At 56.6% G+C, this 21,422-nt stretch carries 22 protein-coding genes; 12 read left to right on the top strand and 10 right to left on the bottom strand.

Features of this window, described 5'->3' with window-relative positions; genetic code table 11:
• The first annotated feature begins 4 nt into the window (after nucleotides 1–4).
• The gene (locus ACJ69_RS04550) at nucleotides 5–421 is read left to right on the top strand and encodes a pyrimidine (deoxy)nucleoside triphosphate diphosphatase (RefSeq protein ID WP_032657918.1); all 417 of its coding nucleotides are present in this window, start codon (nucleotides 5–7) and stop codon (nucleotides 419–421) included.
• On the opposite strand, the gene ACJ69_RS04545 is transcribed toward ACJ69_RS04550, so the two are convergent.
• Nucleotides 381–659 carry a DUF1496 domain-containing protein gene (locus ACJ69_RS04545; RefSeq protein WP_054829931.1) on the bottom strand — a complete coding sequence of 93 codons (279 nt, stop codon included), beginning with the start codon at nucleotides 657–659 and terminating at the stop codon, nucleotides 381–383. The genes ACJ69_RS04550 and ACJ69_RS04545 overlap by 41 nt on opposite strands.
• A gap of 228 nt (nucleotides 660–887) precedes the next feature.
• Between ACJ69_RS04545 and gdhA the strand changes: the two genes are divergently transcribed.
• Entirely contained in the window at nucleotides 888–2,231 is a 1,344-nt protein-coding gene (gdhA, locus tag ACJ69_RS04540; protein WP_059346525.1) for an NADP-specific glutamate dehydrogenase, read from the top strand.
• A gap of 71 nt (nucleotides 2,232–2,302) precedes the next feature.
• Here the strand turns inward: gdhA and ACJ69_RS04535 are convergent, their stop codons facing one another.
• From ACJ69_RS04535 to ACJ69_RS04525, 3 genes are all read right to left on the bottom strand, one after another.
• A complete protein-coding gene (locus ACJ69_RS04535; RefSeq protein WP_059346524.1) occupies nucleotides 2,303–4,210 on the bottom strand; it encodes a DNA topoisomerase III in 1,908 nt (635 codons plus the stop codon).
• 4 nt (nucleotides 4,211–4,214) lie between these two features.
• Complete coding sequence (gene selD, locus ACJ69_RS04530; protein ID WP_059346521.1) at nucleotides 4,215–5,258, bottom strand: selenide, water dikinase SelD; 1,044 nt, start codon at nucleotides 5,256–5,258, stop codon at nucleotides 4,215–4,217.
• Nucleotides 5,259–5,374: 116 nt separating this feature from the next.
• Nucleotides 5,375–5,926 carry an NAD(P)H nitroreductase gene (locus tag ACJ69_RS04525; RefSeq protein ID WP_047648067.1) on the bottom strand — a complete coding sequence of 184 codons (552 nt, stop codon included), beginning with the start codon at nucleotides 5,924–5,926 and terminating at the stop codon, nucleotides 5,375–5,377.
• A gap of 167 nt (nucleotides 5,927–6,093) precedes the next feature.
• Between ACJ69_RS04525 and sppA the strand changes: the two genes are divergently transcribed.
• The 3 genes from sppA to pncA all read left to right on the top strand — a co-directional run bounded on the left by sppA (nucleotide 6,094) and on the right by pncA (nucleotide 9,680).
• Complete coding sequence (sppA, locus tag ACJ69_RS04520) at nucleotides 6,094–7,950, top strand: signal peptide peptidase SppA (RefSeq protein WP_059346520.1); 1,857 nt, start codon at nucleotides 6,094–6,096, stop codon at nucleotides 7,948–7,950.
• Nucleotides 7,951–8,012: 62 nt separating this feature from the next.
• Nucleotides 8,013–9,029 carry an asparaginase gene (ansA, locus tag ACJ69_RS04515; protein WP_008500705.1) on the top strand — a complete coding sequence of 339 codons (1,017 nt, stop codon included), beginning with the start codon at nucleotides 8,013–8,015 and terminating at the stop codon, nucleotides 9,027–9,029.
• 9 nt (nucleotides 9,030–9,038) lie between these two features.
• Nucleotides 9,039–9,680 (top strand): bifunctional nicotinamidase/pyrazinamidase, encoded by a 642-nt coding sequence (pncA, locus tag ACJ69_RS04510; RefSeq protein WP_029739829.1) that lies wholly within the window; start codon nucleotides 9,039–9,041, stop codon nucleotides 9,678–9,680.
• Nucleotides 9,681–9,725: 45 nt separating this feature from the next.
• Here the strand turns inward: pncA and ACJ69_RS04505 are convergent, their stop codons facing one another.
• Both ACJ69_RS04505 and msrB read right to left on the bottom strand, forming a co-directional pair.
• Nucleotides 9,726–9,989, bottom strand: a complete 264-nt coding sequence (locus ACJ69_RS04505) for a YeaC family protein (protein WP_196239757.1) — start codon at nucleotides 9,987–9,989, stop codon at nucleotides 9,726–9,728.
• A 56-nt stretch (nucleotides 9,990–10,045) separates the two neighbouring features.
• A complete protein-coding gene (gene msrB, locus ACJ69_RS04500) occupies nucleotides 10,046–10,459 on the bottom strand; it encodes a peptide-methionine (R)-S-oxide reductase MsrB (RefSeq protein ID WP_029739831.1) in 414 nt (137 codons plus the stop codon).
• 340 nt (nucleotides 10,460–10,799) lie between these two features.
• Here msrB and gapA point away from each other — a divergent pair, with 340 nt between their 5' ends.
• Both gapA and ACJ69_RS04490 read left to right on the top strand, forming a co-directional pair.
• Nucleotides 10,800–11,795, top strand: coding sequence for a glyceraldehyde-3-phosphate dehydrogenase (gene gapA / locus ACJ69_RS04495; RefSeq protein WP_023311257.1), 996 nt, complete (start codon nucleotides 10,800–10,802; stop codon nucleotides 11,793–11,795).
• 73 nt (nucleotides 11,796–11,868) lie between these two features.
• On the top strand, nucleotides 11,869–12,753 hold the full coding sequence (locus ACJ69_RS04490; protein WP_059346517.1) for a D-hexose-6-phosphate mutarotase: 885 nt from the start codon (nucleotides 11,869–11,871) through the stop codon (nucleotides 12,751–12,753).
• A 78-nt stretch (nucleotides 12,754–12,831) separates the two neighbouring features.
• Here ACJ69_RS04490 and ACJ69_RS04485 read toward each other — a convergent pair whose 3' ends face one another.
• A complete protein-coding gene (locus ACJ69_RS04485; RefSeq protein ID WP_023311255.1) occupies nucleotides 12,832–13,578 on the bottom strand; it encodes a MipA/OmpV family protein in 747 nt (248 codons plus the stop codon).
• A 431-nt stretch (nucleotides 13,579–14,009) separates the two neighbouring features.
• Between ACJ69_RS04485 and yeaG the strand changes: the two genes are divergently transcribed.
• The 3 genes from yeaG to ACJ69_RS04470 all read left to right on the top strand — a co-directional run bounded on the left by yeaG (nucleotide 14,010) and on the right by ACJ69_RS04470 (nucleotide 17,902).
• Nucleotides 14,010–15,944 carry a protein kinase YeaG gene (yeaG, locus tag ACJ69_RS04480; RefSeq protein ID WP_008500713.1) on the top strand — a complete coding sequence of 645 codons (1,935 nt, stop codon included), beginning with the start codon at nucleotides 14,010–14,012 and terminating at the stop codon, nucleotides 15,942–15,944.
• Nucleotides 15,945–16,019: 75 nt separating this feature from the next.
• Nucleotides 16,020–17,303 (top strand): YeaH/YhbH family protein, encoded by a 1,284-nt coding sequence (locus ACJ69_RS04475; RefSeq protein ID WP_047648072.1) that lies wholly within the window; start codon nucleotides 16,020–16,022, stop codon nucleotides 17,301–17,303.
• A 98-nt stretch (nucleotides 17,304–17,401) separates the two neighbouring features.
• Nucleotides 17,402–17,902 (top strand): YbaK/prolyl-tRNA synthetase associated domain-containing protein, encoded by a 501-nt coding sequence (locus ACJ69_RS04470; protein WP_029739834.1) that lies wholly within the window; start codon nucleotides 17,402–17,404, stop codon nucleotides 17,900–17,902.
• Nucleotides 17,903–17,923: 21 nt separating this feature from the next.
• On the opposite strand, the gene yoaI is transcribed toward ACJ69_RS04470, so the two are convergent.
• Entirely contained in the window at nucleotides 17,924–18,028 is a 105-nt protein-coding gene (gene yoaI, locus ACJ69_RS25135; RefSeq protein ID WP_153251226.1) for a small membrane protein YoaI, read from the bottom strand.
• Between the two features lie 145 nt (nucleotides 18,029–18,173).
• Between yoaI and ACJ69_RS04465 the strand changes: the two genes are divergently transcribed.
• Nucleotides 18,174–18,620: a DUF441 domain-containing protein gene (locus ACJ69_RS04465; protein ID WP_059346515.1), complete on the top strand. Its 447-nt coding sequence runs from the start codon at nucleotides 18,174–18,176 to the stop codon at nucleotides 18,618–18,620.
• Here ACJ69_RS04465 and ACJ69_RS04460 read toward each other — a convergent pair.
• Nucleotides 18,604–19,395, bottom strand: a complete 792-nt coding sequence (locus tag ACJ69_RS04460) for an AraC family transcriptional regulator (protein ID WP_059346513.1) — start codon at nucleotides 19,393–19,395, stop codon at nucleotides 18,604–18,606. The genes ACJ69_RS04465 and ACJ69_RS04460 overlap by 17 nt on opposite strands.
• A 99-nt stretch (nucleotides 19,396–19,494) precedes the next feature.
• Between ACJ69_RS04460 and ACJ69_RS04455 the strand changes: the two genes are divergently transcribed.
• Nucleotides 19,495–20,682 carry a CynX/NimT family MFS transporter gene (locus tag ACJ69_RS04455; protein WP_054829929.1) on the top strand — a complete coding sequence of 396 codons (1,188 nt, stop codon included), beginning with the start codon at nucleotides 19,495–19,497 and terminating at the stop codon, nucleotides 20,680–20,682.
• A gap of 32 nt (nucleotides 20,683–20,714) precedes the next feature.
• Here ACJ69_RS04455 and ACJ69_RS04450 read toward each other — a convergent pair whose 3' ends face one another.
• Complete coding sequence (locus ACJ69_RS04450; protein ID WP_059346511.1) at nucleotides 20,715–21,422, bottom strand: CTP synthase C-terminal region-related (seleno)protein; 708 nt, start codon at nucleotides 21,420–21,422, stop codon at nucleotides 20,715–20,717.

The raw sequence follows: 21,422 nt of genomic DNA, 5'->3' as shown, positions 1-21,422 counted from the left end.
GATCATGCTAAAAACACTCGATGTCGTTGCCGCCATCATCGAAAAAGACGGCAACATTTTACTGGCGCAGCGCCCTGCCCACGCCGATCAGCCGGGAATGTGGGAATTTGCAGGCGGTAAAGTCGAGGCCGGAGAAACCCAGCCAGAAGCGCTTATCCGCGAGCTGCGTGAAGAGTTGGGCATTGACGCCCTGCCGGGGCAATACGTGGCAAGCCACCAGCGGGAAGTGTCGCAGCGGTTGATCAACCTGCATGCCTGGCACGTCCCTGCTTTTCGCGGCGAACTCACGGCGCACTACCACAGCGCGCTCGCGTGGTGTACGCCGGAAGAGGCGTTTGGCTACGCCTTAGCCCCGGCGGATATTCCGCTGCTGGAAGCGTTTATTGTTTTACGCGACGCCAGACCAGCGGGTTCGTGCTGATGGCGCGCTCGTCGCGCTGGCACTGCAGCAGAATGCCGTCCGCTTTCACAATGGCCCCTTCCGAGTAGTTCTGATTCTGATAGATACAGCACTGATTGCAGGGCTGCACCGTTTGATTCTGGCCGCTGGAGCTAAACACTTCCGGCGGCACATTCACCTCCACGTCCGGGAGAATGGGGTTGGCCTGCACGCCTGCGGTAAAGATCAGACATAACGCGGTGAGTAGATAACGTTTCATAGACACATCTTCCAGTAGTTCCTTGATAATGACTATAACGGTAAACCAGAGCCGAACCTTTAATTTATCTCTTCATCGCTTTTCGTTATGACGCCCGTCCTCTCATTAATTTCCCTTTCGTCATAAATTTCTGCTTGCCTCACAAAGCGGTACGGGTGGTATAGTCAAAAAAACAACACAAATCGCATAAGTAATAAACATAAAATACGATAAGAGGTTCTTATATCTATGGATCAGACACGCTCTCTGGAAAGTTTCCTTGCCTATGTTCAGCAGCGCGACCCGCACCAAAGCGAGTTCGCGCAGGCCGTGCGTGAAGTTATGACCACCCTGTGGCCCTTCCTTGAACAAAACCCGCGTTATCGCCAGATGTCTTTGCTTGAACGCCTTGTCGAGCCAGAGCGCGTGATCCAGTTCCGCGTGACGTGGGTTGACGATCGCAACCAGGTACAGGTTAACCGCGCGTGGCGCGTTCAGTTTAACTCGGCGATTGGTCCGTTTAAGGGCGGCATGCGTTTTCATCCGTCCGTGAACCTGTCGATTCTGAAATTCCTCGGCTTCGAGCAGACCTTTAAAAACGCCCTCACCACGCTACCGATGGGCGGCGGGAAAGGCGGCAGCGATTTCGACCCGAAAGGCAAAAGCGAAGGCGAAGTGATGCGCTTCTGCCAGGCGCTGATGACCGAACTCTACCGCCACCTCGGCCCGGATACCGACGTTCCTGCCGGTGATATCGGCGTGGGCGGACGTGAAGTGGGCTTTATGGCCGGGATGATGAAAAAGCTCTCCAACAACAGCGCCTGCGTCTTTACCGGCAAGGGGCTGTCGTTTGGCGGCAGCCTGATCCGCCCGGAAGCGACAGGATACGGCCTGGTTTACTTCACCGAGGCGATGCTCAAGCGTCACGGTTTAGGCTTTGAAGGCATGCGCGTCGCGGTGTCCGGCTCCGGTAACGTGGCGCAGTATGCGATTGAGAAAGCGATGCAGTTTGGCGCTCGCGTGGTGACCGCCTCTGACTCCAGCGGCACGGTGGTGGATGAAGCGGGCTTCACGGCAGAGAAGCTGGCGCGCCTGTGTGAGATCAAAGCCAGCCGCGACGGCCGCGTGGCGGATTATGCCCGGGAGTTTGGCCTGACCTACCTGGAAGGGAAACAGCCGTGGGGCGTGCCGGTGGATATCGCCCTGCCGTGCGCAACACAAAACGAGCTGGATGCGGACGCCGCGCGTACCCTGATTAGCAACGGCGTAAAAGCGGTGGCCGAAGGGGCGAATATGCCGACCACCATCGACGCGACGGACCTGTTCCTTGAGGCGGGCGTGCTGTTTGCACCGGGCAAGGCCGCTAACGCGGGCGGCGTGGCGACCTCCGGCCTCGAGATGGCGCAAAACGCCGCGCGTCTCGGCTGGAAGGCCGAGAAAGTGGATGCGCGCCTGCACCATATCATGCTGGATATTCACCATGCCTGTGTGGAGTACGGCGGCGAGGCATCGCAAACCAACTACGTGCGCGGGGCGAATATCGCCGGGTTCGTGAAGGTGGCGGATGCGATGATTGGTCAAGGCGTGATTTAAGGTTTACAGCGTGCGGCCGGGTGCCCTCACCCCGGCCCTCTCCCACAGGGAGAGGGAGAAAACCGGGCGTATCAGGCCGCGCTCTTTTTCTTCTTGAACGGTTTCTTCGCGCCGCTACCGGGTGCAACCATCCCTCTGAACGTTTTCACCGGCGTGCTGCGCGCCTGATCGATCAGCTGATAAAGCGTCCCAACCAGCGGCTGCATAAAGTCCTGATAGCGGCACTGCTTCTCGCTGATCTGCGTCAGCACCGATTCCCAGTGCGCGGTCATGTCCGGCCTCGCGGCCAGCTCCGGCAGAGAGTGGATTAGCGCCCGGCCCGGCTCCGTTGAGTGGATATAGCGTCCCTTTTTCTCCAGGAAGCCGCGCTTAAAGAGCAGCTCGATGATCCCCGCGCGGGTTGCTTCCGTCCCCAGACCGTCGGTGGCGCGCAGGATCTTCTTCAGATCTTTATCCTGTACAAACCGGGCGATCCCGGTCATCGCCGACAGCAGCGTCGCATCGGTGAAATGGCGCGGAGGCTGGGTCTGACGTTCAACCACTTCGCCCTTCTCGCACAGCAGTTCGTCATCTTTAGCGACCACCGGCAGCGGCGTACCGTCGTTTTCTTCATCGCGCTCTTTGTTACCGAGCAGCGTGCGCCAGCCCGCTTCTGCGAGGAAACGCGCTTTGGCGACAAACTTACCTTTGGCAATCTCAAGCTCAATCAGGCACTTACGGAATACCGCGTCCGGGCAGAACTGCATCAGGTACTGACGGGCGATCAGGTTATAGACCTTCGCTTCGTTCTCGGTCAGGTTGACGCTGCTGGCGCGGGCCGTCGGGATAATCGCGTGGTGGGCATCGACTTTTTTATCATCCCAGCAGCGGTTATGGGTGTCCGGGTTTACCGCCGGCTGCGGGAGCAGATCCGGCGCGTGCACGCCGATGGCGTTCATCACCGAGTGGCGACCGGCAAAGTGCTCTTCCGGCAGATAGCGGCTGTCCGAACGCGGATAGGTGATGAGCTTATGGGTTTCGTAGAGCTTCTGGCAGATATCCAGAACGTTCTGCGCGCTCAGGCCAAACTTTTTTGCCGCCTCAATCTGAAGTGCAGAAAGCGAAAACGGCAGCGGCGCGGGTTCTGATTCCCGTTTATCGTTATAGCTGGTAACAATAGCAGGCTGGCCGGTAATGCGGTTAACCACATGATCCGCCAGCGGACGGTGCAGCAGGCGCCCCTCATCATCCTGGTACGATTCGCAGGCATCGCTCGGCTGCCAGACGGCGGTAAAGCGCTCGTCTTTAGGCGTGACGATATGCGCTTTCACTTCGAAAAAATCTTTGGCGACGAAGTTCTCAATCTCTTCATCACGACGCACCACCAGCCCCAGCACCGGCGTCTGCACGCGCCCCACGGAAAGTACGCCCTGATAGCCCGCGTTGCGCCCAAGAATGGTGTATGCGCGGGTCATGTTGATGCCGTACAGCCAGTCGGCGCGGGCGCGGGCTAAAGCCGAGACGCACAGCGGAATAAACTCGCTGTTGGCGCGCAGGCGCGAAATCGCCCGCTCGACGGCCTGCGGGTTGAGATCGTTGATCAGGCAGCGCTGCACCTGCTGGCGCTTTTCCGGCGCCAGCTCCAGGTAGTCCAGCACCTCATCCACCAGCAGCTGTCCTTCCCTGTCCGGGTCACCCGCGTGAACGATTTCAGCGGCTTCATGCAGGAAGCGCTTGATCACGTTGAGCTGTTTGGTAACCGAAGGACGGGGCTGCAGGCGCCATTTTTCCGGCACGATGGGCAGATCGTTTAAATTCCAGCGGGCGTAGCGGCTGTCATAGACATCCGGCTGCGCCTGCTCAAGCAGGTGACCAATACACCAGGTGACCACCTGTCCGTTACCGCATTCGATAAAGCCGTCGCCCTTGCGATGCGGTTTAGGCAGCACGTCGGCAATGGCGCGGGCCAGGCTCGGCTTTTCGGCAATAAACAACCGCATCGAATTAACGGATCTCGATCATCGGGCGGCCGCCGCGCGCGGTCACCAGCTCGCCGATCGCCGTCAGGGTGATGCCGAACTCGGCGGCAGTGGCCTGAACCTCAGCTTCGGATTCCGGCGTGACCGCCAGCAGCAGGCCGCCGGAGGTTTGCGGATCGCACAGCAGGTTGCGCCACTCCTCGGGCATTTCGCCCATCAGGTGACCATAGCTGGCGAAGTTGCGCTGGGTACCGCCCGGAACCGCTCCCTGAGCAATATACTCCTCCACGCCCGGCAGCTTCGGCACGTCCTGATACCAGACCTGCGCCTGCACGCCCGCGCCCTGACACACTTCAGAAAGGTGCCCCAGCAGGCCAAAACCGGTAACGTCGGTCATCGCCTTTACGCCGTCGATATTGGCAAACGCCGCACCGGCGAGGTTCATCTGGCACATGACTTCCGTTGCCAGACCTTTGTGCTCCGGTTTCAGCAGCGATTTTTTCTCGGCGGTAGTCAGCACGCCAATGCCCAGAGGTTTGGTGAGGAACAGTTTGCAGCCCGCCTGGGCGGTGCTGTTGCGCTTCACGCGTTCGGTCGGCACCACGCCGGTAACGGCCAGGCCGAAGATCGGTTCGGGCGTATCAATAGAGTGACCACCGGCCAGCGCAATCCCCGCCTGCTGGCAGGCAAAACGACCGCCATCAATCACTTCACGGGCCACTTCCGGCGGGATGGTGTTGATCGGCCAGCCCAGAATGGCAATCGCCATGATCGGCTTACCGCCCATCGCGAAGATATCGCTGATGGCGTTGGTAGCCGCAATGCGCCCGAAGTCGAACGGGTTGTCGACAATCGGCATAAAGAAGTCGGTAGTACTGATAATGCTGGTGCCGTTACCTAAGTCATAAACTGCAGCATCGTCACGCGTTTCGTTGCCGACAAGCAGGTTCGGGTCGACAAACTTCGCCTGTTCACTGTGCAGGATGGTCTCCAGCACTTTCGGGGAAATTTTACAACCGCAACCGGCTCCGTGGCTGTACTGCGTTAAACGAATGGTTTGCTCGCTCATGGACGTCTCCTGTCATCTCAATCGCGCTATGGTAGCGCTCATTCCATAAAGAGGTAAGTATGACTGTCTGAATTCTGCGGCAGATGCTCAGAATCCAGACAGTTTAGCGTGCGTGATCAGAAACGGCTGACGAAAGGCGTGGTGTCCGGCACGCTGATGGTGCTCGAGGCTTTAAGCTGCGGGGTGCCGAGATAGAGGAAACCGACAATTTTGTCATGCTCGCCGCAGCCAAAACCGTCACGGACCGCCGGGCTTTCGGTCAGCGCACCGGTACGCCAGATACCGTTAAAGCCCTGCGCGACGGCGGCCATTTGCATCGCCATGACCGCACAGCCTGCGGACATTTCCTGTTCCCAGACCGGCACCTTATGGTCAGCCTGGCATTTCGCCACGACGGCGATAATCATCGGGGCGCGGAACGGGGCATTGCGCGCCTTGTCGATACCTTTCTCATCCTGCCCGGCGGCAACCGCGCCCTGCTCCAGCAGCTGGCTGAAACGATCGCGGCCTTCGCCTTCAATCACAAAGAAGTGCCACGGCTGCAGCGTGCCGTGATCGGGGGCACGCATGCCAGCACGCAGAATGTTCTCCAGCTGCTCGCCTGCCGGGGCAGGTTCGGCCAGACGGGAAGCGCTACGGCGGTTAACAAGCAGTTCGAGTGCGTCCATTGGTTAACTCCTTTCTTGAAATTTACTCACAAAATTAACACGACGGCAGATTTTGTTACAGCCTGGCAGGCGATTCCTGCTGACAAGTGGCGGTTGGGTCATTACGATAACCCAACATTACCGTCCAGTGGCGACGGAAACAGTCATTTTCTGGTTAGGGAGAATACATGCGAACCCTTTGGCGAATCATTGCCGGTTTCTTTAAATGGACGTGGAGACTGCTCAACTTCGTCCGCAACCTGGTGATGAACATCTTCTTCATCTTCCTGGTTCTGGTTTGCGCGGGCATCTGGATGCATATCAGCAATGCGAATCAGGCGCAGCATTCAACGCGCGGCGCGCTATTACTCGATATCACCGGCGTCATCGTTGATAAGCCGTCCACCAGCAGTCGCCTGAGCGTGATTGGTCGCCAGCTGTTTGGCGCAACCTCAGATCGTCTGCAGGAAAACTCCCTGTTCGATATCGTCGATACCATCCGCAAGGCAAAAGACGACCGGAACATCACCGGGATCGTACTGGATCTGAAAGATTTTGCCGGAGGCGATCAGCCTTCAATGCAGTACATCGGTAAAGCGCTGCGCGAATTCCGCGACAGCGGCAAGCCGGTGATTGCCGTGGGCGACAGCTACAGCCAGGGACAATATTATCTGGCGAGCTTTGCCAATAAAATCTGGCTCTCCCCGCAGGGGACGGTGGATCTGCACGGCTTTGCCACCAACGGCCTGTACTACAAATCCCTGCTCGACAAGCTGAAGGTCACCACCCACGTCTTCCGCGTCGGCACGTATAAATCAGCCGTCGAGCCGTTTATCCGCGACGATATGTCTCCTGCCGCCCGTGAAGCGGACAGCCGCTGGATTGGCGAGCTGTGGCAGAACTATCTGGGCACCGTTGCCGCTAACCGCCAGATTACGCCTGAGCAGGCGTTCCCGGGCGCGCAGGGCGTGCTGGATGGCCTGCGTAAGGTTGACGGTGATACCGCGAAATACGCGCTGGATAACAAACTGGTTGATGCCCTGGGCACCAGCGCCGAGATTGAAAAATCCCTGAGCAAGCAGTTTGGCTGGAGCAAAGAGGATAAAAATTACAGCGCCATCAGCATGTATGATTACTCGACGAAAAAACCGGATGACAGCGGTGACAGCGTCGCGGTGGTGTTTACCAACGGCGCCATCATGGACGGCCAGGAGACTCCGGGGAACGTGGGCGGCGATACTACCGCGTCACAAATCCGCGATGCTCGCCTGGATCCAAAAGTGAAAGCGATCGTCCTGCGGGTGAACAGCCCTGGCGGCAGCGTCAGCGCCTCCGAGGTGATCCGCGCTGAACTGGCCGCGGCGCGTGCCGCCGGCAAGCCGGTCGTCGTATCCATGGGTGGAATGGCCGCCTCCGGGGGGTACTGGATCTCAACGCCAGCCAACTACATCGTGGCCAACCCAAGCACGCTGACCGGTTCGATTGGCATCTTCGGGGTGATCAACACCGTGGAGAACAGCCTGGATTCTCTGGGCGTGCATACCGATGGCGTGGCCACCTCTCCGCTGGCGGATGTGTCGGTGACCAAATCCCTGCCGCCGGAAGTCTCTGAGATGATGCAGCTCAGCATTGAGAACGGCTATAAACGCTTTATCACCCTAGTCGCAGACTCGCGTAAAAAGACGCCTGAGCAGATCGACCTGATCGCACAGGGCCACGTCTGGACCGGCCAGGATGCGAAGAGCAACGGTCTGGTGGACAGCCTGGGCGACTTCGATGACGCGGTGAAGAAAGCCGCCGAGCTGGCGAAGCTCAAGCAGTGGCATATCGAGTATTACCAGGACGAGCCGTCGTTCTTCGATATGGTCATGGACAGTATGTCCGGCTCGGTACGCGCCATGCTGCCGGAGGCGATGCAGGCTTACCTGCCTGCGCCGGTCGCCACGGCAGCGAAAGCGATGAAGGCGGAAAGCGATAAGCTTGCGGCCTTTAACGATCCACAGAGTCGTTACGCGTTTTGCCTGACCTGCGCTAACGTCCGTTAAAAACCGTCCCCTCTTCCCGCGAAGAGGGGATTTTTTCTTTTGAAGAACAAGAACTCACTACCATGCAGAAGAAATCGATTTATGTAGCCTACACTGGCGGTACCATCGGTATGCAGCGCTCTGAAAACGGCTATATCCCTGTCTCCGGCCACCTTCAGCGTCAGCTTGCGCTGATGCCAGAATTCCACCGTCCGGAAATGCCTGACTTCACCATCCATGAATACGAGCCGCTGATGGACTCCTCCGACATGACGCCGGAAGACTGGCAGCACATCGCGGATGACATTAAAGCCCATTACGACCAGTACGACGGCTTCGTGATCCTGCACGGCACCGACACCATGGCGTTTACCGCCTCGGCGCTCTCCTTCATGCTGGAGAACCTGAGCAAGCCGGTTATCGTCACCGGGTCGCAAATCCCGCTGGCGGAGCTGCGCTCAGACGGGCAGATCAACCTGCTGAACTCCCTGTACGTAGCGGCGAATTACCCGATCAACGAAGTGTCGCTGTTCTTTAATAACCGTCTGTATCGCGGCAACCGCACCACCAAAGCCCATGCCGACGGTTTTGACGCCTTCGCCTCCCCTAACCTGCAGCCGCTGCTGGAGGCCGGGATTCATATTCGTCGTCTGGGCACGCCGCCTGCGCCGAACACCGCCGGCGAGCTGATCGTGCATCCGATCACTCCGCAACCGATTGGCGTGGTCACTATCTACCCGGGTATCTCTGCTGACGTGGTGCGTAACTTCCTTCGCCAGCCGGTGAAAGCGCTGATTCTGCGCTCCTATGGCGTAGGTAATGCCCCGCAGAACGGCGAGTTCCTGAAAGAGCTCCAGGAAGCCAGCGAGCGCGGAATTGTGGTCGTGAACCTGACCCAGTGTATGTCCGGAAAGGTCAACATGGGCGGCTATGCCACCGGCAACGCGCTGGCGCATGCGGGAGTCATCAGCGGCTTCGATATGACCGTTGAGGCAACGCTGACTAAACTTCACTATTTACTGAGTCAGGATCTGGACATTCAGTCCATTCGCAGCGCGATGATGCAAAACCTGCGCGGCGAGCTGACCCCGGACGAATAAGGAGTGCTCATGAAGCAACGCGCCCTGCTACTGGTCGATTTGCAAAATGATTTCTGCGCGGGCGGTGCGCTGGCCGTCGCCGAAGGTGACAGCACCGTTGACGTGGCAAACACGCTGATTGACTGGTGTAAAGCCCGCGGCGAAGCCGTTGTCGCAAGCCAGGACTGGCACCCGGCGAATCACGGCAGCTTTGCCAGCCAGCACAACGTTGAGCCGTTCACTCAGGGGGAACTCGATGGGCTGGCGCAAACCTTCTGGCCGGATCACTGCGTACAGCAGACGGAAGGCGCGGAACTGCATCCGCTTCTGAATCAGAAAGCCATCGACGCGGTGTTCCATAAAGGTGAAAACCCGGCTATCGACAGCTATAGCGCGTTTTTTGATAACGGGCATCGCCAGAAAACGGCGCTGGACGCGTGGTTACGTCATCACGAAATCACGGAGCTGGTCGTGCTGGGCCTGGCGACGGATTACTGCGTGAAGTTTACCGTGCTGGACGCGCTCCAGTTAGGTTATACCGTCAGCGTCATCACCGACGGCTGCCGCGGGGTGAACATTAACCCGCAGGACAGCGCTCAGGCGTTTATGGATATGGCTGCGGAAGGCGCAACGCTGTATACGCTCGAAGACTGGCTGGAAACGCAGGCGTAGTCTTTTACGCCCTCTCCCTGTGGGAGAGGGTATCAACCCGCACCGTTATTGCATTTTCATCGTCGCAATCGGCTTCGGCGTAATGCCGAAGTCTTCTTTCAGCTCGCGCTTGCTTTTCATCACCATCTGGCCCTGGGTGTCGATAGTCATGTGCTGCGCGTCGGTGTTATTGCGCGCCTGCCACAGCATCACCAGCTGCAGGCTGTTCTCTTTTTGCTCCGGCGTCAGCGCGACGCCGTCGGGCCATTTTCCCAGCTCTACGGCGGTCACCAGACGCTGATAAATTTCCGGCGTCATGCCGCTAATCATGTCATCAATATTCACACTCGCGCCCTTTTAGAGGAATAATTTGCTGAATCGTTTTTTCAACCCTTCACCTGGTCGCCGTTTTCGTCGTCAGTGAAGCTCATTGAGGCTGAGTTTACGCAGAAACGCTCGCCCGTAGGCTGTGGGCCATCCGGGAAGACGTGCCCAAGGTGCGCATCGCAGTTGCCGCAGCGAATTTCCGTGCGCACCATGCCGTGCGACGAGTCGGTCAGGTAGCGGATGGCCTCATCGCTCACCGGCTCGTAGAAACTCGGCCAGCCGCAGCCAGAATCAAATTTCGTTTGTGAATTGAACAGCGGGGCATCACAGACCAGACAGTGGTAGACGCCGTCTCGCTTATTGTGCAGTAAACGCCCGGTGAACGGCGGTTCCGTCCCGTGATTCTGCGTCACGTAAAACTGCATTTCTGTGAGGTTTTTTTTCAAATCGTCAGGGTTACGTTGGTTCGACATATGCTTACATCTCGCTGTAGAAACAGACATCTTTCAACCCGGATTCTAACAAAACATTAACACCCTTGCGTGCACTTTTGATCTAAACTTATGTGTCGCGAATAAGCGGTCAGGCAATTGTGATCATGTTCACATTTTTATCCTGCGAGGACTTTAAAATCCCGGCTCAGCCCCCATATGGGTGCAAGCTCAAAGGGAAAGTGAGGCGAGTCAGTCGCACAAACGTTAGTCACAGGATTGATTTGTCGCAATGATTGACACGATTCCGCTTGACGCTGCGTAAGGTTTTTGTAATTTTACAGGCAACCTTTTATTCACTAACAAATAGCTGGTGGAATATATGACTATCAAAGTAGGTATCAACGGTTTTGGCCGTATCGGCCGTATTGTTTTCCGTGCTGCTCAGAAACGTTCTGACATCGAAATCGTTGGTATCAACGATCTCCTGGACGCTGAATACATGGCGTACATGCTGAAGTACGACTCAACTCACGGTCGTTTCGACGGCACCGTTGAAGTGAAAGACGGCCACCTGGTTGTTAATGGCAAAACCATCCGCGTTACTGCTGAAAAAGACCCAGCTAACCTGAAATGGAACGAAATCGGTGTTGACGTTGTTGCTGAAGCAACCGGTATCTTCCTGACCGACGAAACTGCACGTAAACACATCACTGCGGGTGCGAAGAAAGTTGTTCTGACTGGTCCTTCCAAAGACAACACCCCAATGTTTGTTCGTGGTGCAAACTTCGAAACTTACGCTGGCCAGGATATCGTGTCTAACGCATCCTGCACCACCAACTGCCTGGCACCGCTGGCTAAAGTTATCAACGACAACTTCGGCATCATCGAAGGTCTGATGACTACCGTTCACGCAACCACCGCTACTCAGAAAACCGTTGATGGCCCGTCTCACAAAGACTGGCGCGGCGGCCGTGGCGCGGCTCAGAACATCATCCCATCTTCTACCGGTGCTGCTAAAGCTGTAGGTAAAGTACTGCCAGAACTGAATGGCAAACTGACTGGTATGGCGTTCCGCGTTCCAACTCCTAACGTATCCGTTGTTGACCTGACCGTTCGTCTGGAAAAAGCTGCTTCTTATGAAGAAATTAAGAAAGCAATCAAAGCTGCTTCCGAAGGCGCAATGAAAGGCGTTCTGGGCTACACCGAAGACGACGTTGTATCTACCGATTTCAACGGCGAAATCTGCACTTCCGTGTTCGATGCTAAAGCAGGTATCGCACTGAACGACAACTTCGTGAAACTGGTTTCCTGGTACGACAACGAAACCGGCTACTCTAACAAAGTACTGGACCTGATCGCTCACATCTCTAAATAAGTTGAGATGAGTGCTTGATCCAAAAAGGCGACTTCGGTCGCCTTTTTTTATTTATAAGACAGAGGATTGCTTAATGATTAATAAAATTTTTGCACTTCCGGTAGTCGAACAACTTACCCCTGTGCTCTCCCGCCGTCAGATTGACGGTGCCGACGTTATCGTCGTTGACCATCCGCGCGTCAAAGCATCCGTGGCGCTGAACGGCGCTCACCTGCTCTCCTGGAAACCGGAAGGCGAAGCTGAAGGCTTATGGCTGAGCGATGCGACCTCCTTCAAAAAAGGGGCCGCAATCCGCGGTGGCGTACCGATCTGCTGGCCGTGGTTCGGCCCGTCCGCACAGCCGGGTTTGCCGTCTCACGGTTTTGCCCGCAACCAGCAGTGGACGCTGAAAGCGCATAACGAAGATGACAACGGCGCAGTGCTGACCTTTGAGCTGCAGGCTAATGATGAAACCCGCGCCCTCTGGCCGCACGATTTCACCCTGTATGCCCGCTTCAAGCTGGGTAAAACCTGTGAAATAGAACTGGAAGCTCACGGCGAGTTCGAAACCACCTCTGCCCTGCACACCTATTTCAACGTGGGTGATATCAGCGCAGTGAAGGTGAGCGGCCTGGGCGATACCTATATCGATAAAGTGGATAACGCGAAAGAAGGCAAACTGAGCGACGGCGTTCAGGCATTCCCTGACCGTACCGATCGCGTTTACCTGCACCCGGAACCGTGCAGCGTGATTCACGACGGCGCCCTGAACCGCGGCATTGAAGTGGTCCATCATCATCACAGCGACGTGGTGGGCTGGAACCCGGGTCCTGCGCTGTCCGTCAGCATGGCCGACATGACGGATGATGGATATAAAACGTTTGTCTGCGTGGAAACGGCTCGCGTGACCAACCCGCAGAAAGCGAGTGAAGAAAAACCGTCTCGTTTAGGGCAGACGATTCGGATTGTTAAGCGATAATTTCCCTGCACCACACTAATGCAAACGGGGCGCAAGCGCCCCGTTTTAATGCATAGATTGCACTGAATTAATGCACAATCAGAACTTGTAGCTTACACCCACAGAGAAGATGCCTGCCCAGGACTTATCGACCATCGGGCTATCCTTCACTTCGTCGCTCAGACGCTCATAGCGGCCGGTACCGTACACGCTCCAGTCACCGAGGAAGTTGTAGCTCGCGGTCAGCTCCAGGTAAGGATCCCAGCCGTCATCTGCACTGTAGCTTTTCAGACCACTGCGGCGGGACTCGTTTTTAGAGACGCCGTAGTAATAGTCGTTGTAGTTCTCGCTGTTGTACTGCACACCGATACCCGGCGTCAGGGTGAGCCCGCCGTTGGTGTAGCGGTACAACCACGCCAGATCCCAGATAAAGCCGTTGCTGTTGTCCAGCGTGTCACCCGCCAGGGCCGTGCGCAGGAAGCCATACTCGGTGTTATGTACATACGAGAGCCCGGCCATCATGGTGCTTTTACGCTTATCGAGCTGGCGAAGCGCATGGCTGTCGCTGTCACCCGGCTTGAAGTGCGTTGGATCGTAGTAGGCCATGATGGAGAGCTTATCGGCCTTATCGTTCCAGAGATAGTAGCCGCCGCCGAGCCCGCGGAACCAGACGTTGTCGCCTTCATAGGTGATAACGGGAACAGGATAAACATCACGGTCATACTGTTTATACGGGCTGTTAATGACGCCAACACCCGCGCCAACCGTCCACTGACTTTCCGCCTGTGCGGTGTTCACTGCGGTCGCGGCAAAGATGCCTAATGCCAGAAGTTTGAGTTTGGTCACAATCCATTCTTTCCTGTAGTCAAATAATCAGCGGATGAAGTGTAACCGCCATTCCCGTACATCCCAAAATTTTTTGCCTGCTAATCAGTCTGATTAACCCGTTATTTTTAACTTTTCAGATGACAACCCGCTTTCATTTATATGACCACTGAATGAAAAACGTGCATTTGTCTTATAACGACAGTGGAAATTTTTGGATGAGTTATTGATATGTCATTGAAAGTAGATTTTCTGGGCATGCAAGTTTTGCAAATGCCATCTACGCTTTAATTTAAGAAGAGTTTTCCTGAACACCCTGCGGTTCTTAGCGTCTGACCTGGCACACAGGTTGCTGCTCTGGCAGTGAGGTGCGAGAGATTCTCTTCCGGGAGCCTCCACTACTCATACGAACGGCTCTTATCCTGTGCTAAAAAACGAAAGGACGGCATGCCATGAATATATTCGATCACTATCGCCAGCGCTATGAAGCTGCCAAGGACGAAGAGTTCACACTGCAGGAGTTTCTTACCATCTGTCGGCAAGATCGCAGTGCCTATGCCAATGCGGCAGAACGGCTATTGATGGCTATTGGTGAGCCAAACATGGTTGACACTGCCCTGGAGCCTCGGCTTTCCCGTCTCTTTTCGAATCGGGTGGTCGCCCGATACCCGGCGTTTGAAGAGTTCTATGGTATGGAAGATGCCATCGAACAGATTGTCTCCTATCTGAAGCATGCCGCTCAGGGTCTGGAAGAGAAGAAACAGATCCTCTATTTACTCGGCCCGGTGGGTGGCGGTAAATCCTCGCTGGCTGAACGCCTGAAGTCGCTGATGCAGCGCGTCCCTATCTATGTGCTGAGCGCCAACGGTGAACGCAGCCCGGTGAACGACCATCCGCTGTGCCTGTTCAATCCACAGGAAGACGCGCAGATTCTGGATAAAGAATATGGCATCCCGCGTCGCTACCTCGGCACCATCATGTCGCCGTGGGCGGCAAAACGCCTGCACGAGTTTGGTGGCGATATCACCAAATTCCGCGTGGTGAAGGTCTGGCCATCTATCCTTGAACAGATCGCCATCGCCAAAACAGAACCCGGTGATGAGAACAACCAGGATATCTCGGCTCTGGTGGGTAAAGTCGATATCCGTAAGCTGGAAAACTTCGCGCAAAACGATCCGGATGCCTATGGTTACTCAGGCGCGCTGTGCCGCGCGAACCAGGGGATTATGGAATTCGTCGAGATGTTTAAAGCACCGATTAAAGTGCTGCATCCTCTGCTGACGGCGACCCAGGAAGGTAACTACAACGGGACGGAAGGTATCTCCGCCCTGCCGTTTAACGGGATTATTCTCGCCCACTCGAACGAATCTGAATGGGTGACCTTCCGTAATAACAAAAACAATGAGGCCTTCCTTGACCGCGTGTACATCGTCAAGGTGCCTTATTGCCTGCGGATCTCCGAAGAGATTAAAATTTACGAGAAACTGCTTAACCACAGCGAGCTGGTGCACGCCCCTTGCGCGCCCGGCACGCTGGAAACGCTGTCGCGCTTCTCAATCCTTTCGCGTCTGAAAGAGCCGGAAAACTCCAGCATCTACTCGAAAATGCGCGTCTATGACGGTGAGAGCCTGAAGGACACCGACCCGAAAGCGAAATCGTATCAGGAGTACCGCGATTACGCTGGCGTCGACGAGGGGATGAACGGTCTGTCCACGCGTTTCGCGTTTAAGATCCTTTCCCGCGTCTTTAACTTCGACCATGCGGAAGTGGCGGCCAACCCGGTTCATCTGTTCTACGTGCTGGAGCAGCAAATCGAACGCGAGCAGTTCCCGCAGGAGCAGGCTGAACGCTACCTTGAGTTCCTCAAAGGCTACCTGATCCCGAAATACGCCGAGTTCATTGGCAAAGAGATCCAGACGGCCTACCTGGAATCCTATTCAGAATACGGGCAGAACATTTTCGACCGTTATGTCACCTATGCTGACTTCTGGATCCAGGATCAGGAGTACCGCGACCCGGATACCGGCCAGCTGTTTGACCGTGAATCCCTGAACGCGGAGCTGGAAAAAATCGAGAAGCCTGCCGGGATCAGCAACCCGAAAGACTTCCGTAACGAGATTGTGAACTTCGTCCTGCGCGCCAGAGCGCATAACAACGGGCGCAATCCGAACTGGACCAGCTACGAGAAGCTGCGCACGGTCATTGAGAAGAAAATGTTCTCCAATACCGAAGAGCTGCTGCCGGTGATCTCGTTTAACGCCAAAACCTCAACCGATGAGCAGAAAAAGCACGACGATTTTGTCGACCGTATGATGGAAAAAGGCTACACCCGCAAGCAGGTCCGCCTGCTCTGCGAATGGTATCTGCGCGTGCGTAAATCGTCTTAAAAACAAGTGCCCGGTGGCGGTTAGCGCATACCGGGCCTACAAAATGCAAGTTGGCAAATGCAGTACGGGGGGTATATGACCTGGTTTATTGACCGGCGTCTTAACGGCAAAAACAAGAGCACGGTGAACCGCCAGCGCTTCTTGCGTCGTTATAAAGCGCAAATTAAACAGTCTATCTCCGAGGCCATCAATAAACGCTCGGTGACCGACGTCGACAGCGGCGAATCTGTCTCCATCCCCACCGATGACATCAGCGAACCGATGTTTCATCAGGGGCGAGGCGGCCTGCGCCATCGCGTACACCCAGGTAATGACCACTTCGTTCAGAACGACAGAATTGAGCGTCCTCAGGGCGGCGGCGGTGGTTCAGGAAGCGGTCAGGGACAGGCCAGCCAGGACGGTGAAGGTCAGGACGAATTTGTCTTCCAGATTTCGAAAGATGAGTATCTCGACCTGCTGTTTGAAGACCTGGCGCTGCCGAATCTGAAAAAGAATCAGCATCGTCAGCTTAATGAATATAAAACCCATCGCGCGGGCTACACCGCCAACGGCGTGCCCGCCAATATCAGCGTCGTGCGTTCGTTGCAGAATTCACTGGCGCGACGAACGGCCATGACGGCGGGCAAACGGCGCGAACTGCGCGAGCTGGAGAGCAGCCTGAAGGTCGTGGAGAACACGGAACCGGCGCAACTGCTGGAAGAAGAGCGCCTGCGTAAAGAGATTGCGGAACTTAGAGCGAAGATTGAACGGGTACCGTTTATCGATACCTTTGACCTGCGCTACAAGAATTACGAAAAACGCCCTGAGCCCTCCAGCCAGGCGGTGATGTTCTGTCTGATGGACGTGTCCGGCTCGATGGACCAGGCCACCAAGGATATGGCGAAGCGTTTTTATATTCTGCTCTACCTGTTCCTGAGCAGAACCTATAAGAACGTGGAGGTGGTTTATATTCGTCACCATACTCAGGCGAAAGAAGTAGATGAACATGAGTTCTTCTACTCGCAGGAGACCGGCGGGACCATCGTATCAAGTGCCCTGAAGCTGATGGATGAAGTGGTCAAAGAGCGTTACGACCCGTCGCAGTGGAACATTTATGCCGCGCAGGCGTCCGATGGCGACAACTGGGCCGACGACTCACCGCTGTGTCACGAGATTCTGGCGAAGAAAATTCTGCCGGTGGTGCGTTACTACAGCTATATCGAAATTACCCGTCGCGCGCACCAGACCCTGTGGCGGGAGTATGAACATCTGCAAGCAATGTTCGATAATTTTGCCATGCAGCATATCCGTGACCAGGATGATATTTATCCGGTGTTCAGGGAGCTGTTCCACAAGCAATCTGCTACCAGCAACGCATAATCCAACAGCCAGCGAACGCGCTGGCTGTTTTCTTTCGACCCCGCCCATCCCGTGCTAATGTAGAACCCTGCATACAGGATTATCACCGGGAAATCGTTATGACTGACGACGTTATTGGGGCAGGAACCCACCAGCAGCTGATTACCTTACTCACAGAGCAGGGCGCGCGGTTTCGCGTCATGGAGCACGAGGCGGTCGGGAAATGTGAAGCGGTAAGTGAAATTCGCGGGACCGATCTGCGGCAAGGCGCAAAGGCCCTGGTCTGCAAGGTGAAGGGAAACGGCGTAAAAAAACACGTTCTGGCGATCCTCGCCGCCGACCTGCAGGCCGACCTGAGCCAGCTTGCCAGCCATTTTGGCGGGCTGAAGGCCTCCCTCGCCAGCCCGGCGGAGGTCGATACCCTGACCGCCTGCGTTTTCGGCGCGATCCCGCCCTTTAGCTTCCATCCTGATTTGGCACTGGTTGCCGACCCGCTGCTGTTCGAGCGTTTTGATGAAATCGCGTTTAATGCCGGCCTGCTGGAGAAATCCGTGATTATGGATACCCAGGATTACCTGCGCATCGCCCGTCCTGAGCTTGTGAACTTCCATAAAGCGTAACCGCTATGGCTGGCGACCCTGTCAGCCTTTTCTTTCCAGGAACATCACGGAGGCGACGAGAATAACGGCAATAGCGAAAAACGATGAGGAGATAATCAGCGTTTCAACAAACATGTGATCGTTCATGATGGCGACCCCTTTTGCGATATCTGCCTCCGTTTTAATCCGCGTAAATGACAAGGTTATGACAACAATAAAATCTTTTTAAAACTGTCCTGCGTCGCGTTTGCGCGTACTGTAAGCAGGTTAATTATTTTGGCAAGGATTCCCTATGTTTGACCCTACTCTGCTCATTCTTCTGGCACTCGCCGCGCTCGGCTTTGTCAGCCATAACACCACCGTCGCCATCTCGATTCTGGTGCTGATTATTATTCGCGTGACCCCGTTAAATACCTTTTTCCCGTGGATAGAAAAACAAGGCCTCACCATTGGGATCATCATTTTAACCATCGGGGTAATGGCGCCCATCGCCAGCGGCACGCTTCCCGCCTCAACCCTGCTGCACTCGTTTGTAAACTGGAAATCACTGGTGGCGATCGCGGTGGGGATTTTTGTTTCGTGGCTGGGCGGGCGCGGCGTTACGCTGATGAGCAGCCAGCCCTCGCTGGTGGCGGGTCTGCTGGTGGGCACCGTGCTGGGGGTGGCGCTCTTTCGCGGCGTTCCGGTGGGGCCGCTGATTGCGGCGGGCCTTGTCTCTCTGTTTATTGGGAAGTCGTAGTCAGGCTGGCCATATAACGCGCCGGCGTCTGGCCCAGTCCCTTCCTGAACATGGTGATAAACGCGGTGGTAGAGTCATAGCCGAGTGACTGTGCCACCTGCTGTACCGATTTCCCACCGATCAAATGCTGTAACGCCACGATCAGCTGCAGCTGGTGGCGCCAGCGGCGAAAGCTTAAGCCGGTCTCTTTCACCACCAGCCGCGCCAGGCTGCGTTCGCTCATGGCAAAGTGGCTCGCCCACTGCGTCAGCGTCTGCCATGCGGCAGGCTCTTCCGCCATTTTCTCGCTCATCAGCCGAATTTTTGGATGGGGGGAGACGGGCAGCTGCAGATGCTCCTGACGCTGGAGCGGCAGCTCGTCAAACAGAACGTGCACCAGGCGCGATGTGGCCGTAAGAGAGAGCTGTTCACGCGATTTTTCCGCCAGGGATAAAATCAGCTCCCGCACCAGAGGGGAGATTTTTAGGGTGCAGCAGCGGTCGGGCAAGCTTGCCGCACCCGGTTCAATGAACAAAAAGTAGAGCTGCGCGCCCGGCGTGGCCCTGTTGCTGTGCGGCATTTGGCCAGGGATCCAGACGGCGTACTGGGGTGGAACCATCAGCATGGCATTTTCCACTTCGCAGGTGATGGCGCCGCCGAGGGCGAGAATCAGCTGCCCCTTACGGTGATGATGTCGGGGAATATACTGTTCTTCCGCCACCACGCGGATGCGAAACGCGACGGCCGCATCGTGCTGGCTATCGGGATCATAGCCGTCCAGTCCCAGACCAATCATCAGTTTGTCCGATTTTAGCGATAAACTGTCATTTTAGCCTGATTTAAACCGCCGGGAAAATCGGTATTGTGTGCGCTCGCTTGAACGTATGAGAACATAATGAATACTGCTATTCGCACCTCAGGAAAACACGGCGCGCTGTTGATTGCAGGCATCCTGATGATTGCCACTACGCTTCGCGTCACCTTTACCGGCGCAGCTCCGCTGCTCGACACTATTCGTCTTGATTATGGCTTAAGCACGGCGCAAACCGGTCTGCTGACCACCCTGCCCCTGCTGGCTTTCGCCCTTGTCTCACCCCTCGCCGCAGGCGTTGCCCGACGTATCGGCATGGAGCGCAGCCTGTTTGTCGCCCTGCTGCTAATTTGCGCCGGGATTGCACTTCGCTCTCTGCCTTCCGCCGCGCTGCTTTTCATCGGAACCGCGGTCATCGGCTGCGGGATTGCGCTCGGGAACGTGCTGTTACCCGGATTAATTAAACGTGACTTCCCGGGCCAGGTAGCCCGACTCACCGGGGCCTATTCTCTGACGATGGGCGTCTCGGCGGCGTTTGGCTCAGCGATGATTGTTCCCCTGGCGCAGGGTAGCGCGGGCTGGCATGGCGCGCTGCTGATGCTGATGGCGTTTCCGCTGGTCGCGCTGCTGCTCTGGCTGCCGCAGTGGCGTCAGAAACACGTTGCGACGGTAACGGGCGCTGGCGCGCTGCATAACCGCGCCATCTGGCGCTCGGCCCTCGCCTGGCAGGTGACGCTCTTTTTGGGGATTAACTCGCTGATTTACTACGTCATCATCGGCTGGCTGCCGGCGATATTGCTCAGCCACGGCTACAGCGAAGCCCAGGCCGGCTCGGTGCACGGGCTGTTGCAGCTGGCCACGGCCGTGCCGGGGCTTGCCGTTCCGCTGGTTCTCCACCGTCTGAAAGATCAGCGGGGGATCGCAGGTGCGGTGGCGCTGATGTGCGCGGTAAGCGCGGCGGGGCTATGGTTTATGCCTGACATGGCGGTGATGTGGACGCTGGTGTTTGGCTTTGGCTCCGGAGCAACGATGATCCTCGGCCTGACGTTCATCGGTCTGCGCGCCAGCTCCGCGCACCAGGCCGCGGCGCTCTCCGGCATGGCGCAGTCGATCGGCTATCTGCTCGCCGCCTGCGGCCCTCCGCTGATGGGGAAAATTCACGATAGCGCGGGAGACTGGCAAATCCCGCTTCTGGGCTGCGCCCTGGCCGCCGTGATAATGGCTATTTGCGGCGTGCTCGCCGGGCGAGACCGGGAAATCGCGCCCCGTTAAATGGTGTGGCAGACCATTGGGCCTGCCTTTTCTTACCCGCGCGCCGCGCGCAGCATCGCCTGAACCAGCACGACCGGGCGTCCCTCCAGCGCACTACGCTCATGCTGGAATAAGGTGATCACGAAGAACGGATGCGTAACCAGCTCTGCGGCGCGAATTTCCCCCTGTTCGTCCCAGCCCGTAACGTGCATATCACCGCTTTCCAGCGCCTGGGAAAACGCCGGCGACACGCCATAGTTACAGTGATAACCCTCTTCAATTTCCGGCTTGCCGTACGCTTTCGCGATCAGCGTATTTTTGCGCAGCTCAATCGCATCGGTTTTTTCCACCAGCGAGCAGGCCAGCGGCGCAATCACCATGGTGCCTTCGGTATCCGTCTCGGCATGTGCCGCATCGGCCCAGCCCAACACATTGCGGGCATACTCAATCAGCGCGTGCTGGAATCCGCCGCAGGTGCCAAGGAATGGAATGCCGTTTTCACGGGCGTAGCGCGCGGCGATAAAGGCCGCCTCGGTGTTTTTATAGGGGCTGGCAGGCACCAGCCAGATGGCATCGTAGCCCACCAGATCTTCAGGGCTTGTCAGCTCCGTGGTGGCAAGCCAGTCGTAATCGGCGGTGAGGTCAAGGACTGCGGCGGCGTCATCAATGGCTAGCGGGATCGCCTGATGCGCAATAACACTGGGATTGTAATCGCCAACCAGCGCAATGCGCAGCGTCGTTTTAACCGGGAGGTGTTCCAT

This window comes from Enterobacter asburiae (assembly GCF_001521715.1).
Classification (GTDB): domain Bacteria; phylum Pseudomonadota; class Gammaproteobacteria; order Enterobacterales; family Enterobacteriaceae; genus Enterobacter; species Enterobacter asburiae.
The sequence above is the reverse complement of the archived record's forward strand: the minus strand, read 5'-3'. Positions and strand labels throughout refer to the sequence as shown.